The sequence below is a fragment of the Pantoea sp. V106_11 genome (genome assembly GCF_029967885.1).
GTDB classification, from domain to species: Bacteria; Pseudomonadota; Gammaproteobacteria; order Enterobacterales; family Enterobacteriaceae; genus Pantoea; species Pantoea ananatis.
The window spans coordinates 388,194-403,018 of record NZ_JASCAK010000020.1 but is presented as its reverse complement, the minus strand read 5'-3'; the positions used below and the strand labels follow the sequence as shown (position 1 = coordinate 403,018).

At 45.9% G+C, this 14,825-nt stretch carries 15 protein-coding genes and 2 pseudogenes; 11 read left to right on the top strand and 6 right to left on the bottom strand.

From position 1 onward, the window contains the following. Nucleotides 1-369: 369 nt before the first annotated feature. A complete protein-coding gene (locus tag QLG08_RS03260; RefSeq protein WP_015700074.1) occupies nucleotides 370-1,302 on the bottom strand; it encodes a flagellin in 933 nt (310 codons plus the stop codon). Nucleotides 1,303-1,647: 345 nt separating this feature from the next. After that, nucleotides 1,648-2,586 (bottom strand): flagellin, encoded by a 939-nt coding sequence (locus QLG08_RS03255; RefSeq protein ID WP_015700072.1) that lies wholly within the window; start codon nucleotides 2,584-2,586, stop codon nucleotides 1,648-1,650. Between the two features lie 253 nt (nucleotides 2,587-2,839). Here QLG08_RS03255 and fliD point away from each other — a divergent pair, with 253 nt between their 5' ends. The 5 genes from fliD (at nucleotide 2,840) to QLG08_RS03230 (ending at nucleotide 7,462) form a co-directional block, all read left to right on the top strand. Beyond that, nucleotides 2,840-4,237 carry a flagellar filament capping protein FliD gene (gene fliD, locus QLG08_RS03250; protein WP_014605570.1) on the top strand — a complete coding sequence of 466 codons (1,398 nt, stop codon included), beginning with the start codon at nucleotides 2,840-2,842 and terminating at the stop codon, nucleotides 4,235-4,237. A 14-nt stretch (nucleotides 4,238-4,251) separates the two neighbouring features. Next, complete coding sequence (fliS, locus tag QLG08_RS03245) at nucleotides 4,252-4,662, top strand: flagellar export chaperone FliS (RefSeq protein WP_014605569.1); 411 nt, start codon at nucleotides 4,252-4,254, stop codon at nucleotides 4,660-4,662. Next, the gene (fliT, locus tag QLG08_RS03240; RefSeq protein ID WP_013026163.1) at nucleotides 4,662-5,021 is read left to right on the top strand and encodes a flagellar protein FliT; all 360 of its coding nucleotides are present in this window, start codon (nucleotides 4,662-4,664) and stop codon (nucleotides 5,019-5,021) included. Before fliS ends, fliT begins: the two co-directional genes overlap by 1 nt. 104 nt (nucleotides 5,022-5,125) lie before the next feature. Continuing rightward, nucleotides 5,126-6,607 carry an alpha-amylase gene (gene amyA / locus QLG08_RS03235; RefSeq protein ID WP_210450722.1) on the top strand — a complete coding sequence of 494 codons (1,482 nt, stop codon included), beginning with the start codon at nucleotides 5,126-5,128 and terminating at the stop codon, nucleotides 6,605-6,607. Nucleotides 6,608-6,787: 180 nt separating this feature from the next. After that, the gene (locus tag QLG08_RS03230) at nucleotides 6,788-7,462 is read left to right on the top strand and encodes a class I SAM-dependent methyltransferase (RefSeq protein ID WP_015700068.1); all 675 of its coding nucleotides are present in this window, start codon (nucleotides 6,788-6,790) and stop codon (nucleotides 7,460-7,462) included. Nucleotides 7,463-7,516: 54 nt separating this feature from the next. Here QLG08_RS03230 and yedD read toward each other — a convergent pair whose 3' ends face one another. Further along, complete coding sequence (gene yedD, locus QLG08_RS03225) at nucleotides 7,517-7,975, bottom strand: lipoprotein YedD (RefSeq protein ID WP_042678225.1); 459 nt, start codon at nucleotides 7,973-7,975, stop codon at nucleotides 7,517-7,519. 243 nt (nucleotides 7,976-8,218) lie between these two features. Between yedD and QLG08_RS03220 the strand changes: the two genes are divergently transcribed. Next, nucleotides 8,219-8,542 carry a DUF6388 family protein gene (locus QLG08_RS03220; protein WP_014605568.1) on the top strand — a complete coding sequence of 108 codons (324 nt, stop codon included), beginning with the start codon at nucleotides 8,219-8,221 and terminating at the stop codon, nucleotides 8,540-8,542. A 135-nt stretch (nucleotides 8,543-8,677) separates the two neighbouring features. On the opposite strand, the gene iraP is transcribed toward QLG08_RS03220, so the two are convergent. Continuing rightward, nucleotides 8,678-8,974 (bottom strand): anti-adapter protein IraP, encoded by a 297-nt coding sequence (gene iraP, locus QLG08_RS03215; RefSeq protein WP_014605567.1) that lies wholly within the window; start codon nucleotides 8,972-8,974, stop codon nucleotides 8,678-8,680. 175 nt (nucleotides 8,975-9,149) lie between these two features. On the opposite strand from iraP, the gene QLG08_RS03210 reads away from it, so the two are divergent. Next, a complete protein-coding gene (locus QLG08_RS03210; RefSeq protein ID WP_238493447.1) occupies nucleotides 9,150-9,389 on the top strand; it encodes a DinI-like family protein in 240 nt (79 codons plus the stop codon). A gap of 38 nt (nucleotides 9,390-9,427) precedes the next feature. On the opposite strand, the gene QLG08_RS03205 is transcribed toward QLG08_RS03210, so the two are convergent. Then, nucleotides 9,428-9,694: a hypothetical protein gene (locus QLG08_RS03205; RefSeq protein ID WP_013026170.1), complete on the bottom strand. Its 267-nt coding sequence runs from the start codon at nucleotides 9,692-9,694 to the stop codon at nucleotides 9,428-9,430. A 285-nt stretch (nucleotides 9,695-9,979) separates the two neighbouring features. Between QLG08_RS03205 and QLG08_RS03200 the strand changes: the two genes are divergently transcribed. The 4 genes and pseudogenes from QLG08_RS03200 to QLG08_RS03185 form a co-directional block, all read left to right on the top strand. Further along, the gene (locus tag QLG08_RS03200) at nucleotides 9,980-10,180 is read left to right on the top strand and encodes a hypothetical protein (RefSeq protein WP_019106602.1); all 201 of its coding nucleotides are present in this window, start codon (nucleotides 9,980-9,982) and stop codon (nucleotides 10,178-10,180) included. Between the two features lie 434 nt (nucleotides 10,181-10,614). After that, a complete protein-coding gene (locus tag QLG08_RS03195) occupies nucleotides 10,615-12,720 on the top strand; it encodes a sulfatase-like hydrolase/transferase (protein WP_282472802.1) in 2,106 nt (701 codons plus the stop codon). Nucleotides 12,721-13,021: 301 nt separating this feature from the next. After that, a pseudogene (locus tag QLG08_RS03190) lies at nucleotides 13,022-13,613 on the top strand (integrase core domain-containing protein). Between the two features lie 71 nt (nucleotides 13,614-13,684). Next, a pseudogene (locus tag QLG08_RS03185) lies at nucleotides 13,685-14,026 on the top strand (integrase core domain-containing protein); the annotation flags it as partial. A 449-nt stretch (nucleotides 14,027-14,475) separates the two neighbouring features. On the opposite strand, the gene fliE reads toward QLG08_RS03185, so the two are convergent. Then, nucleotides 14,476-14,787, bottom strand: a complete 312-nt coding sequence (fliE, locus tag QLG08_RS03180; protein WP_013026173.1) for a flagellar hook-basal body complex protein FliE — start codon at nucleotides 14,785-14,787, stop codon at nucleotides 14,476-14,478. Nucleotides 14,788-14,825 lie beyond the last annotated feature (38 nt).

The following is a 14,825-nucleotide window of genomic DNA, read 5'->3' as shown; positions in this document are numbered from 1 at the left end:
TTAAAACAAGCTATCTTTACGAAATTATAAAAAGAATCAACGATAGTAACCCACAGGATGACAGTAGCAATCTATCCGCTGAAAAATCTTTGCCGCGGTAATAAATCCACTGATGGGAATATGAGATAGCTGCGTGAGGTTTCAAGCGCCAGAAGACGGAGCTAACGTTTTGCAGCTTCCTACACGCAGGACCCTATCTAAAAGCCACTTAGCATAGTCAGAACGGTTGAAAGCCTTAAAAAAGTACTGCTTCACTTCAGCTAATATTCGGCCGTCGTAAAACTGTGATTAGCCTGGTATATGCTTTTATAAAATAAAAAAACGCCCTCATTGCTGAAGGCGTTTTTATTAATACAGGCTTTGCGGCGATTAACGCAGCAGAGACAGCATGGTCTGTGGTACCTGGTTGGCCTGGGCCAGAACAGAAGAGCCAGCCTGCTGCAGGATCTGCGCGCGAGACATGTTCGACACTTCCGTCGCGTAATCCGCATCCTGGATACGGCTGCGGGCCGCGGTCAGGTTGGTTACGGTGTTGTTCAGGTTGCTGATGGTGGACTCAAAACGGTTCTGAGACGCACCCAGCAGGCTGCGCTGGTTATCAACCGCTTTGATCGCTTTATCGATATCAGCCAGCGGCGTGGTTCCTGATGCTGTTCCGCCTGAACCGCCGGTGACGGCGCCTTTCAGCACGTCGAAGCCGATGGCTGACGTGGTACGCGCGTTGCCGTTAACGGTGTCGCCAGTGCCCATAGCACGGGTGTTCTGAGTGGTGCCAGACTGACCGGCTGAGGCCAGATCAAAACCATCGCTTGCGCTGATCGCAATACCGATCGTTTCGCCGTCTTTCGCGCCAACCTGGAAGTTGTAAGTGGTGCTGCCGGAACCGGTATTCAGGACTTTGATGCCGTTGAAATCGGTCTGCTTGGTGACGCGGTCGATTTCCTGCATACGCTGGTTAACTTCAGCCTGAATCGAATCGATGTCAGACGCTGAGTTAGAGCTGTTCTGCGCCTGAACGGTGAGGTCACGTACGCGCTGCAGGTTGTTGTTGACTTCGGTCAGCGCGCCTTCAGCGGTCTGTGACAGAGAGATACCGTCGTTGGCGTTGCGGGCAGCAACGGTCAGACCGTTGATGTTAGAGCTGAAGCGGTTGGCGATAGCCTGACCCGCTGCGTCATCTTTGGCGCTGTTGATGCGCAGGCCGGAAGACAGGCGCTCAATGGCAGTGCCCAGTGAAGACTGAGACTTGCTCAGGTTGTTCTGCGTAACCAGAGACAGGGTATTGGTATTAATGACTGCCATGATGAATATCCTTTAATAAGAAAGTCAGGGTCAGGTATTTGGCCTGCGGCTTTATCGCCTTCAATATTGTTATCGTCCGTAGTGAGCAAAACTTTACGCGAGATGCCTGTTTTTTTTCATCTGCTGGAACACGGGGTTCGAGCGTTCTGTCAGAAAACATCACTAAAGGTCGTAAGGCCATTGCGCCCTTCCGCATTTGCCCTTGAATCTTTGATACTTTGAAAGCAGAGGTTTGGGTTGAATGCCAAAGGAATGAATACGCGTTTGAAAATGATTCTGGCAGGCTATAAATGAAAAACGCCCTCATTGCTGAAGGCGTTTTTATTAATACAGGCTTTGCGGCGATTAACGCAGCAGAGACAGCATGGTCTGTGGTACCTGGTTGGCCTGGGCCAGAACAGAAGAGCCAGCCTGCTGCAGGATCTGCGCGCGGGACATGTTCGACACTTCCGTTGCGTAATCCGCATCCTGGATACGGCTGCGGGCTGCGGTCAGGTTGGTTACGGTGTTGTTCAGGTTGCTGATGGTGGACTCAAAACGGTTCTGAGACGCACCCAGCAGGCTGCGCTGGTTATCAACCGCTTTGATCGCTTTATCGATATCAGCCAGCGGCGTGGTTCCTGATGCTGAGCCAGTAGCACCACCGGTTACGGCGCCTTTCAGCACGTCGAAGCCGATCGCTGAAGTGGTACGCGCGTTACCGTTAACGGTGTCGCCAGTGCCCATAGCACGGGTGTTCTGAGTAGTACCAGTAGAGGCGTTACCTGCTGCTGCCAGGTCAAAGCTGTCGCTTGAGCTGATAGTGATGCCGATCGTTTCGCCGTCTTTGGCGCCAACCTGGAAGTTATAAGTACTGTTACCTGAACCGGTGTTCAGGACTTTGATGCCGTTGAAGTCGGTCTGCTTGGTGACGCGGTCGATTTCCTGCATACGCTGGTTAACTTCAGCCTGAATCGAGTCGATGTCAGACGCTGAGTTAGAGCTGTTCTGCGCCTGAACGGTCAGGTCACGTACGCGCTGCAGGTTGTTGTTGACTTCGGTCAGCGCGCCTTCAGCGGTCTGCGACAGAGAGATACCGTCGTTGGCGTTACGGGCAGCAACGGTCAGGCCGTTGATGTTAGACGTAAAGCGGTTAGCGATCGCTTCACCGGCTGCATCGTCTTTCGCGCTGTTGATGCGCAGGCCGGAAGACAGGCGCTCAATCGCAGTACCCAGTGAAGACTGAGATTTGCTCAGGTTGTTCTGAGTAACCAGAGACAGGGTGTTAGTGTTAATCACTGCCATGATGTTTTTCCTTTAAAAATTGAGCCAGATTAAGGCGTCTGAATTCGGTTTGCTCACCGACAACCTGATTATCGTCAGCCTCTGAGCAACCTTTAGGGAAAAATTTCAGGAATTTTCTGGCAGGCAAACCCGCGAAGACAATTAAAGAAGCGTTCTTTATTGGCGCATTAAATTTATCAAAAACAGGCTAATCTTTTGCCACTCGCTGCCGATACCCAATCTACTTAGCGTATAACCCGTAAAGGATTAACCCATGGCAAGTATAAGTTCACTCGGTGCTGGTACTAACCTCGATCTCAATACTCTGTACAATAGTCTGGAAACAGCTGAACAGACTAAGCTGACGCCAATTACTAAGCAACAGTCCTCTTACAATGCCCAGCTTACCGCTTGGGGCGTGGTGAAAACAGGCCTGTCAAAATTCCAGACCGCTGCTGCGGCATTGCAAAATGCATCGACTATTGCCGCCACTAAAGTGACCAGCACAAACACCGCGTTTACTGCCACGCTGGCGAGTAAAGCCTCCGCAGGTAACTATTCTGTAGAAGTGAGCCAGTTGGCCTCTTCTCAGTCCCTGCTATCTAAAGCTGCCACCAGTAAAGATACCGATCTGGGCGATCAGAGCCTGGCTTCGCGCACCATTACCATCTCGCAGTCCGGTCAAAAATCACCGCTAACCGTGACACTGACGAAGGATCAAACCAGCCTGGCTGATATTCGCGATGCGATTAATAAGCAGCAAGGCAGCGTCAACGCGAGCATCATTAAAGCCGATGATAATACCTATTATCTGTCCCTGACTGCGCGTGACAGCGGCACGGCGAATGCTATGACGGTAAGCTCAAATGATGGCAGTCTGTCGCAGTATATTAATTACAGTCAGGGCGGCAGCAGTAACGCGATGACCGAACAGGTTGCCGCAAAAGATGCACAGTTAAAGATTAATGGCGTGTCCATCACACGCAGCAGCAATACCATTACTGATGCCCCCGAAGGCGTCACGCTCAACCTGACGAAAACCACCGCAGCGAATACGCCAGAAACCTTAACGGTGGCCACGGATAATCAGCCCATGACCGCGGCGATTCAGGCCTACGTTGATGCTTACAATTCGCTGCAGACCACGATCGGTAACCAAACGAAATATACTGCCGTTAAAGCGGGTGAGACGCAGAGTACGGGCAATGGGGATTTGTTAGGGGATAACACGCTGCGTAATATTCAGACCAGCCTGCGCAGTCAGTTATCCAGCGCACAGTCTGGCGGCAGCCTGACCACCCTGTCACAGCTGGGCATCACGCAGGATGTCAACGGCAAGCTGACCGTAGACAGCACTAAGCTGAACAACGCCCTGACCAATCAGCCAACAGATGTTCTGAACTTTTTGACGGGTGACGGTAAAACCACTGGTTTTGCAACCCAAACCAATAACAAGCTGACACAAATTCTGGCCAGCGACGGACAGGTACAAAATGCCACCAACGGCATTAATACGTCACTGAAAAAGCTGTCGGATCAATATGACAATGTGAACAGCCAAATCGCTGCAACGATGGCGCGTTATAAAACGCAGTTCACCAGCCTGTCAACGCTCGTCAGCTCTATGACGCAGACCGGCAACTATCTGACCCAGCAGTTCGCTAAACTATAACAGGAGTGGTAAGCATGTACGCTAAGTCCGGTACCCAGGCCTATGCCCAAGTCGGCGTGGAGAGCGCGGTGTTAAGCGCCAGCCCGCACCAGCTGGTTGTGATGCTGTTTGATGGCGCGCTGAGCGCCATGAAAAAAGCAGCTATCTTAATTGAGCAAGGCGATATCCCGGGTAAAGGAAACGCCTTATCTAAAGCCATTAATATCATCACTAATGGCTTACGTGCAGGCCTGAATCATGAAGTAGGCGGTGAGATTTCTGCCAACCTTGATAACCTGTATGAATATATGACCCGCCGTTTGTTACAGGCCAACCTCAATAATGACGTCGAAGCCATTGCGGAAGTCGAAGGCTTGCTGAATAACATCGCCGATGCCTGGAAACAGATTGGCCCTAACTATCAGCCACAGCAGGATACGTTTTAATGAGTCACCCACTCGCGCTGCTAAAAGAGTATCAGGAATTACTCACGCTCAGTAATGCTATGCTGGAAAATGCCAGACAAGGGCAATGGGAGGCATTACTGAGTTGTGAATCCACCTATGTTAGCAGCGTCGAGCGTGTGGCTCGTGATAACGATGCCGGTGTGCTTTCGGCGTTACAACGGGCACAGATTCGCCCCGTACTTGAGCAAATTCTCAATAACGAAACTACGCTGAAAACCTTATTAGGTGAGCGCATGCAAGAGCTGCGCTCTCTGGTCACGACGTCGACGCAGCAACAGAACATCATGACCTCTTACGGTAATATGGCAGGCAATATTCTTTATCCTAAAGAGCAGTAAAGCCCGGCTTTAGCGGGTGGAAACTATATTTTTAATTCACCCGCGTAATTTCTCCACTCTTATCCCATACTTCCAGTTCCCTCTCCTCTGACTGGAAACGCGTCATGCACAACCCAACCCTATTGCAGTTTTTCCACTGGTATTATCCCGATGGCAGCAAACTGTGGCCGGAAGTTACGGAAAAAGCCTCACTGCTCAATGATATAGGCATCAACATGGTATGGCTCCCCCCCTGTTATAAGGGTGAATCCGGTGGCTATTCGGTGGGTTATGACAGCTATGATTTGTTCGATTTAGGCGAGTTCGAACAAAAAGGCAGCAAAGCCACAAAATACGGTGATAAACAGCAATTACTGGATGCGGTAAATGCGTTACGCAGTCACGATATCGGCGTACTGCTGGATGTTGTGGTGAACCATAAAATGGGCGCTGACGAAAAAGAGCAGATTCGGGTCAATCGGGTTAATCCCGATAATCGCGATGAAATATACCCTGATGTTATAGAGTGTGAAGCCTGGACACGATTTAACTTCCCTGCCCGGGCAGGACAGTATTCTAAATTCATCTGGGACTATAAATGTTTCAGCGGTGTCGATCATATTGAAAACCCCGATGAAAACGGCGTTTTTAAGATCATCAACGATTACACCGCAGAGGGCTGGAACGACCAGGTAGACAGCGAGCTCGGTAATTTCGATTACCTGATGGGTGCCAATATTGACTTCCGTAATAATGCTGTAAGCGAAGAGCTTAAATACTGGGCGCGCTGGGTGATGGAACAGGTGCCCTGCACCGGATTCCGACTGGATGCCGTAAAACATATCCCGGCGTGGTTTTATAAAGCGTGGATCGACCACGTTCAGGAAGTCGCTAACGAACCTTTATTTATCGTGGCGGAATACTGGTCTTTTGAAACCGACAAACTGCAGGAGTATATCCACCAGGTTGACGGCAAAACGATGCTCTTTGATGCACCACTGCATATGAACTTTCATCAGGCCTCTAAAGCGGGCAGCGCCTACGACTTGAGCAAAATCTTTGATAACTCACTGGTTCTGGCCGATCCCTGGCATGCCGTAACCATCGTCGCAAATCACGATACGCAACCGTTACAGTCGCTGGAAGCCCCTGTTGAAGCCTGGTTTAAACCGCTCGCTTACGCGCTTATTCTGTTACGCGAGCAAGGTGTACCGACGGTGTTCTATCCCGATCTTTTCGGTGCCAGCTATCAGGATGAGGGCGGTGATGGCGACGTTCACCAGGTCGATATGCCCGTTATTCCCGAACTCGAAGGTCTGATCCGAGCCCGCCAGCTATTTGGCTGGGGCGCACAAACCGATTATTTCGATCATCCAAACTGTGTAGCCTTTAGCCGAAGCGGCACGGCGGAAAAGCCCGGTTGCGTGGTGATCATGTCAAACGGTGAGGCGGGAGAAAAACACATTGCGATGGGCGAAGGCTATGCCGGAAAAGTGTGGCGTGACTATCTCGGGCATAAGTCAGAGACCATTACCACCGATGATAATGGCAGCGCGCTGTTTAGCTGTAATGGTGGCAGCGTGTGCGTCTGGGTTGTTAGCGAATAGCGACATATCGGCGGTCTTCTGGACCGTCGAACTCCACTGGACAGTAATAAAGCCCAAATTTAGATAGCAAAACATGGCATGTTTATCGGCTAGATATAACTCATCTATGGCAAATTGAGAGCAGGATAATAGCCAGTCAGCATGGCTGTTCATTGTGATAATTTCCAGAAAGGTAATAACATGCTTGAGCTTGCAGACTTAAGGGTATTTTTTGAAGAACCCGAAATTAAGAACTTGATCGACCATACATGGGATAAAGTCGGCGAATCGCTTGCTCAGGCACAAGCACAACTGCCTGCCGATTTAGCAATGCCACGTAGAGAGCTTTCTTTTCATAACCAGGTAAAATGTCTCGGTTACCTTTGCTGGTTGTTGCAACATAATAATGTTGAAGGCGACATTATTGAAATCGGCGTGTGGAAAGGCAAGTCCACATCGTTTATGAATGAGATTTGTCAGCATAAGCGTCGAATTATCAGTATCGATCCGATGGAACTGCCAAATCAGGAAAATGAACTCCGTTTTTATCATCAACGTCTTTTCCCGGAAGTCACATTGGTTCGTGGTTATTCTGAGGTCAGCATTGAGCGGGTGCGGGCATTAAATCCAAAAACGGTACTGCTTCATATTGATGGGGGTCACGAAGGCCGCCATGTCTTACTCGACTTCTTGCTCTATTCTCCCACCGTTGTTAAAGGCGGATTTATCGTGTTCGATGACTACCGCGATCATCAGTATTCACCCGAGGTTGGTCCTGCGGTGGATCTGCTGCGTGCTGGCGGCTATTTTAAAGATTTTGATGTTATTGGTAGCTTACCTGGATTTGAAAACAGCTATTTATTGCAAAAGCGCTAATCACATCGTGGCTACTGCACATTAAAAGCGGTCCAAAAGGACCGCTTTTATCTTTTATTTCGCCAGGCCTGGACGCATGCTCTCAGGCTCGATATTTTGAATAACGTCGGCATTAGGCTGTTTTGCCACTTCCTGCTCTGCTTTCTGGCATTCAACGGTCGGCTTTTCGACCTTGCGCAGGGTAAGACCGTCGTATTCCAGCTCACCGTTATCGACGTCCAGCGTCATCACCCGCACCTGACGCGTCACATTGACATAATCGCCATTGAGTTGGGTCAGCTTGCCTGGTTTTGCAATGACACGCTGCCACTGGCGGCAATCCAGAGTGCTGCCATCGGCATTGACGATCAGACTGGCAATCGCCTTATCGCTAATCAGATCGCTTTGTGGCCCTACTGTCTGCCAGTTACCCTGCAAATTTGCCGGAGCAGGCGTTTGCACCGCACTCTCATAACTATTGATTTGTGCGCAGCCACTTAGCGCCAGAGTGGCAATCAGCATCCAGTTTTTCATTTTTTAATCCCTAAAATCCGGTCAATGGCGGCTACGTTATAATTTTTACGGTAAGGTGCGCAAGCTATCTGAATGCTGCCCTAAGCGTAAAACTGCATTTTCTGACGCTTTCATCGCACACGGGCAACATTTATCAATATCAGCACCGCGAACTGACCGTTTTTCATCCTGCCCCGCTTAGCCTGACAAGCCAGACGCAACAGGCTACACTGTCGCCCTGCACTACCTATCAGGAAACCTGCAATGAAAACTCCAGAAGCTTATTACGCCGAGGCTCGCGCCCTGTTTTTTACCGCCCACGCGGATTTCCAGGCAGCATTAGACGAACTCACAGAGAGCGATGCCCGCGCCGCCAATATGTCACTGCGTGAACTACGTGAATGGCATGCTGAACGCATCTACGCGGCTTTTTTACGCCAGAAGAACCTTGATGGTATGATTTTCTCGATCCAGCTGGCTGAGCCGGATAAAGCCGTCGCTGCCGAGGCCATAGAACGTTATCTCAGATCGCATGCGGAATCACTGGGAATGAGCTGGGAAGAATTCTGTATTAAAAATGAACTGTAGTAAGCAGGTCCTGGCGGGACAATGAAAATACCGCTGATGTCATCGCCCTGTTAACCATCAGGATGGGTTCGCTGAGCCTCTCCTTTTTCCGGCGTCGCTGGCGACAGACAACACACTTATCGCCAGCGTTTGCCATTACTCTTCCTGCGCCATTTTGCCTCTCACTTCAACATACTTAGCGACGGCCAGCAGCCGGTTAATGTGAGTAAGCAGTAAATCAATATCCGACTGCATGAATTCAGATGATGAACGTGAAGCCGTCACTATCGCATCCTGAACCGTTTCGGAGATGGTTAATGCGTTATCTTGTTTCGCCTGGACCAATAAAGCTGCCACCAACAATGACTGTGCTTCTATCTGCGCAGTCAGTTCCTTAGCGTCGACATCCATTTTTGCTAGTTTGAGCAGAATATCTATAACCAATTGTCGCATTGCACTTCTCCTGGTGAGTGAGCGCACTTAGTGTTGTGAACGCACTCAGAGTAAACCAGATGACGGTGCTTTTCTACGCGACGCGGAAAAAACGAATTAAGATAAACATCAGCTTGATACTGTTTTTATTTACAGTAAAATGGCGAAGCGATTTTGCCCTTAAGGGATTGTTAACATGTTTGTAGAGTTAATTTACGATAAACGTAATGTCGCGGGCCTGCCAGGAGCGCGTGAGATGATTTTAGCAGAATTAGAGAAACGGGTGCATCGCGTGTTCCCTGACATCGAGGTTAAGGTCAAGCCTATGGAGCGGAATGCGATAGAGACCGATCTCAGTAAGAACGAGAAGGCGACAATAGCGCGCCTCGTGGAAGAGATGTTTGATGACGCAGAATTCTGGCTGGTGGCTGATTAATCCGTTAACCGCCACCGCCTCAGTCAGCAGGAGATCGCTTAACTCTCCTGCTCGCTGTGGTTAATTTCGATTTCGATATCCTGAATGGCCGTCTCCAGATCTTCCAGTAACGTACCCTGTTTGTTCAGCAGCGCGTCAATGCGGGCTGCGTTTCCTTCATCTTTATACTCGCCGGCGTCAAAGGCTAACCAATGTGCAGAAAGCGTCTCAGTGTTCGTCTGTGCATAGTGACGCATTTCTTTCAGCTGAGATGCCACGTCACGCAGATAATCTGTTTTGCTTTTGGTTTCGATTGAATCAGTCATGCTGTGTTTCCTTATGGTTGTTTATCCAATGAAAATGTCGCCTGGAGATTTAAAGGTAGAACAATATAGCGACTTTGCATTAGGAATAATCGGAACTCACTAGCGTGAGTGACATGAGCGGAAAACGGTAGGATGAGTAAGCACCATAAAAGCAAAGCGTCAATGCGTAAGCTTAGTCGCTATCAGTAAGGGTGCCCATTTTTGAGCGAGCCCCACTGATTGAGGGGAATTGTGACGGTCTGGTTTAGCTGGACTAGACTTAACAGACTCAAAAAGGAGCGAAGCATGCATACACATCACAGTAACGAACAGCGTAAACATGAGGGCGATGTCAGCAAAGGTTTACCCGAAGCGGCACCTCATGCAGGCAATGCCTATGAGGAAGACGATCATCCCGCTAAGGATGCACCTAAAGATCACGGGGAAGTCCCGAGAAAAAATGATGACAGTCAGGATGATAAAAAAGACCCTTTCAAGGCATCTTAGAACATAACACCCTGCCCTTATCAACGGGGCAGGCATACCTCATTTTATATATCAGTTAGTGCAATTAATGGAGTTTATTCTAATATTATAACGCAACACAAGCTAATAAATAAAAAACCCTCACAAAAATGATTCAATATTATAACAAAAAAACAGCATATATCACACTTGGACGTAAAAAATTAACAATAAGCATTAACTCTAAAAAATTTCGGAATCAAATAACATTAAAAAATCAACGAGAGTATTTTTATGCAGGAAAAAAAATGTAATAATTTGCAGTCCTAACACTTTTGATTTAATTAAGAAATATGACATATTTTTTATTGATGGCATTGATTGTATCAACATTTTTATCTAATAGAATTATAATTTGCAAAACAATTATCACATGCGCAATATTATTGCTATTTTGTTTCTGGTCTGTGTGCAATATGTTTACAGGTAATGGCATAACAGATGCGGTTTTTTATCATTTATTCAACAGCACTCAGGGGACATCATTTGAAGACTTATACCCGAAGATAGAATTAGCAATCCCATTCATAATTGCTTCGTTAATACTTATCATCGGTTGCTTTCTGTTTAAAAAAAATAAAATAAAAAAAGTGAATAATGAAAAGGCAAATTATTTTTTTGTTTTTTCATTGATTTTAACACTTGCAATGCCTTTTTCAAGAAATATCTCATCTTCAATTTTTTACACTTTATTGCCTCAAGGCAATGCAGATCGCGTCTCACTTGAATATAAAAATTTAAATTCTAACATAAATAAAAAACAAAACTATGTTTTTATATATGCTGAAAGCCTTGAAAAAAGTTTTGAAAATCTAAACGGAAAAAATTATCTACCAGAACTATCGAAAATCGCAAACAACTATGCGCAATTCACTAACATAGTACAACCAACAAACGGCGGCTTTGGCTGGACTATGGCTGGGATGGTAAATACACAATGCGGCGTGCCATTAGTGATGGCCCAAGGAAACACAGGAGGAAACACGGCTAATTTTTTACCGAAGGCTAATTGTGTAGCCTCATGGCTTAAAAATAACGGTTACCGAACTCACTTTATAAGAGGCAGCAATAAGCAGTTTGCTGGCGCTGATAAATTCTTCTCTCAGCATGGATGGAGTCGTCAAGATGATTTAAGTTTTTTCATTGAAAATAAAATTGCTGGACCTGAAAAAATAAGTGGGTGGGGAGTCCATGATGATGTCTTGTTAGACTACGCATGGGATAAGTATCTTAATTTATCTAATGCCAGACAACCTTTTATATTGTCTCTGCTTACTGTTGGGACCCATGCGCCTGATGGTAACACCTTAGCAATATGTGATAATAAAATTGAAAAAGAACAAGAAGTTAAGATGCTATCTGCAGTACGATGTGCGGACTATCTTATTTCTAACTTTATCAAAAAAATAATTAACAGTGAACATTTTGATAATACAATTATAGTTTTAGTTTCTGATCACTTGATGATGCGTAATAGCGCTAGCCAACTTCTTGATGCAAACTCAAGCGAACGTAGAAACAACTTCATTGTAATAAAAAAAGGGTTGAATAGTTATAAAAATGACAAACCTGGTTCTTTAATTGATGTTTGGCCAACCGTTCTTGAAGTTTCAGGAATAAAAGAAAGTTCACTTGGATTTGGAGTGAGCCTGCTTTCCAAAAATGAAAGTTCTTTTTACAAAAATTTATCAATAGATAATGCTTATGATTATACCAGTTTTTCTTCAAAACTATGGAACTTACCATCATTAAATGAAGGTTTATCTAAATCCGGAGATCGCATTCAGATAGGAACAGAAACTTATTCACTGCCTGTTTTTGCTGAGTTATCAAATGACAAACTGGGTTCAGTTTGGTTTGAAGGGTTTGCAAAAAATGTAATACAGTTTACGTCTAAAGGTAAATCTGTTTTTTACGCAAATCTGTGTAAAAATATTGGTATTAAAAGTGAAATGATCTGTACATACATTGTTACTCCAGAAAAAATTAAAAAAAACTTAGTAACACCAACGGGCTTAAAATCTATCTACGAAAAAGATGCAACGAGCATATTATACAAAGAGCAAATAATAGGTGTTTCTTCAGGACCGTACTTTATTGATAGTGGGATTTCCTCAAGCTCTGGTAAGCGTATGGCTACACCTTTTGGCTTTTCCTTTCTAATAAAAAAGGACAATGATTTTAACGTAGCGCTAAACTTCGAAACTTGTCATAATGAATCTTTGGATAAGGGTAAAATCAACTCTCTTCTGAAAACAAATAATGATTTAATTTACACTTCTAATGATTCAATTAATTGTAGAGATAATAAAACAAGTAATGAGCTTAGCTCGCTATTGGCAGATAATAATTTCAAAAACCTTGCATTCCGACAGCAAATTATCGGAATTATCAATGAAGGAAAAAGTTTTTCCGTGAAAGGATTGCCTGACATGCCACTTGATACATTCATCGATCTTAATGAAAATAAGATTTATCCCGTATGTGAAGCCTTCCTTGACTGCCCTGATTACAGTAGTTAAAAGTGTAAAAGGTACAACAATTATGTTGTACCTTTTAAAATTAACACATCCTTGTCATTTTTATTCATACAATTTAAATAAAAGCATCGCACATGCTTTACATTAAAGAACGCATCCTGATCACCCCCTACTATTTTAACTTTCTACAACAAACATAAAATTCAAAGCATTTATTTTTATGAACAGGATTGTCGTGTAATTATCTCTGCAATCCGAACTATTTGTAAGTATCCCGGCAAACCGGAACATTCACATTTAGAGACCTTCCGACATACTGACTATGTCCCAAGAGGAGCCCGCCATGCGTAAAGCACGATTCACCGAACACCAGATCATCGCCGTTCTGAAGTCCATCGAAACCGGACGCACCGTTAAGGATGTCTGCCGCGAGGCCGTGATCTCTGAGGCCTCGTACTAGAACTGGAAAGCGAAGTTCGGCAGGCGCTTCAGGACCTTCAACGTGGTGGATGATTTTAACCGCGAATCACTGGCGATTGAAATTGACCTGAATATCCCGGCTCAGCGGGTCGTGAGAGTGCTGGAGAGGATCGTGGCAAACCGCGGATATCCACTGAAAATGCGGATGGATAACGGTCCGGAGCTGATCTCGCTGACGCTTGCACAATAAGCAGAAGAGCATGGTGTGATGCTGGAATTTATCAGGCCAGGCAAGCCCACGCAGAATGCCTTTATCGAACGGTTTAACCGGACGTACCGGACAGAAATACTGGATTTTTATCTGTTCAGAACGCTGAATGAAGCACGGGAAATCAGAGCGCTGGCTGACTAAATATAACAGCGAGCGCCCCCATGAATCCCCGAATAACCTGACGCCGGAAGAATTCTGGCTTATGACTGAAAATCCGGAAATCTCAAAAAGTACTTGGAACTAAAACGGGTGTGCTTGCTTGCATACCGACTCAACGCGTCATCATGCTACCGGACAGTATCGTGGCAAACCGTGGCAAACCGCGGCTAACCGCTGAAGATGCGAATAGACAACGGGCCGGAAGAGGTCTGACTGGCGCGGACTCAATGGGCTGCTGAGCATGGCATGATGCTAGAATTTATTAAGCCGGGCAAACTAATGAAGAATGCCTCTATCGAACGGTTTAACCGGACGTACCGGACAGAAATCCTGAATTTTTATCTGTTCAGGACACTGAATGAAGCACAGGAGATTACGGAACGCTGACTAGGTGAATATAACAGCGAGCGACCTCATGAATCCCTGAATAATCTGACGCCGGAAGAGTACCCGCTGATCGCTGAAAACCCAAAAATCTCAAAAAGTGTGTGGAACTAAAAAACATGTTCTTACAGCGTGATGCCATAGAAGACTTATTTTACAAAAATTTGTGCCAAGAATACTTAGACGAAGCTTGTTACATTTCAAGAGAGAGTTAACAAATGTAAAATTGAAGCCTATATAGGCTGATAACGATTATGGTTATAGAGTCTTAACCAGCAGATTTTTGATAACAGAAGTTATAAAAACGTTATTCAGTCTGTGGCTATATGTTTACTCATGCATACTATAGCCTGTCATTACTGATGGCGATTAAACATTCGGAGTTAACATGAGTAAGAACAGTCTTAATCAGATTGTCTTGCACTCGGCTGGCTCTAAGCCACAAAAGTTTTTTATACCTCAAACCAGCTTCTTTTTTAAGGTGAAAATGAACGATCTCGAGCTACCGCCCTTCTTTGTTAAGTGGCTTCTCAATCATTCATTTTGTTTAAATAAGTTGGCTTCTACACCTGCATATTCATGATGTCGGTATAAGCCGAAACCAGCTTGTTCCTGACCTGAATCCCCATCTGCATTGAGATGGATGATTTTTGCAGATCGACCATCACATCATTCAGCGCGATCCCGGGCTTACCCATTTCGAAATCCTGCGCCTGGGTGCGTGCAGAAGTCTGCGTTTCGCTGATTTTATCCAGCGCGGCCTTCATGGTCGCACCGAAGTCGATATGGCTGGTGACGTCGTTACTCTTGTTGTTGGCCTGGAGCGACGTCATCTGTAACTGCTGTAAAACACCCTCGATTGCCTGCACTGACATGGCTGTTACCTCACTGAAAAGAGATGAAGATTTTTGAT

Coding starts and splice junctions, on each gene's coding strand:
- QLG08_RS03230 (WP_015700068.1), top strand. CDS start 6,788: ATGCTTGAGCTTGCAGACTTAAGGGTATTTTTTGAAGAACCCGAAATT.
- iraP (WP_014605567.1), bottom strand. CDS start 8,974: ATGCGACAATTGGTTATAGATATTCTGCTCAAACTAGCAAAAATGGAT.
- QLG08_RS03195 (WP_282472802.1), top strand. CDS start 10,615: ATGTTTACAGGTAATGGCATAACAGATGCGGTTTTTTATCATTTATTC.
- fliE (WP_013026173.1), bottom strand. CDS start 14,787: ATGTCAGTGCAGGCAATCGAGGGTGTTTTACAGCAGTTACAGATGACG.
- fliT (WP_013026163.1), top strand. CDS start 4,662: ATGAGTCACCCACTCGCGCTGCTAAAAGAGTATCAGGAATTACTCACG.
- QLG08_RS03260 (WP_015700074.1), bottom strand. CDS start 1,302: ATGGCAGTCATTAATACCAATACCCTGTCTCTGGTTACGCAGAACAAC.
- QLG08_RS03200 (WP_019106602.1), top strand. CDS start 9,980: ATGCATACACATCACAGTAACGAACAGCGTAAACATGAGGGCGATGTC.
- QLG08_RS03205 (WP_013026170.1), bottom strand. CDS start 9,694: ATGACTGATTCAATCGAAACCAAAAGCAAAACAGATTATCTGCGTGAC.
- fliD (WP_014605570.1), top strand. CDS start 2,840: ATGGCAAGTATAAGTTCACTCGGTGCTGGTACTAACCTCGATCTCAAT.
- QLG08_RS03220 (WP_014605568.1), top strand. CDS start 8,219: ATGAAAACTCCAGAAGCTTATTACGCCGAGGCTCGCGCCCTGTTTTTT.
- QLG08_RS03255 (WP_015700072.1), bottom strand. CDS start 2,586: ATGGCAGTGATTAACACTAACACCCTGTCTCTGGTTACTCAGAACAAC.
- QLG08_RS03210 (WP_238493447.1), top strand. CDS start 9,150: ATGTTTGTAGAGTTAATTTACGATAAACGTAATGTCGCGGGCCTGCCA.
- yedD (WP_042678225.1), bottom strand. CDS start 7,975: ATGAAAAACTGGATGCTGATTGCCACTCTGGCGCTAAGTGGCTGCGCA.
- amyA (WP_210450722.1), top strand. CDS start 5,126: ATGCACAACCCAACCCTATTGCAGTTTTTCCACTGGTATTATCCCGAT.
- fliS (WP_014605569.1), top strand. CDS start 4,252: ATGTACGCTAAGTCCGGTACCCAGGCCTATGCCCAAGTCGGCGTGGAG.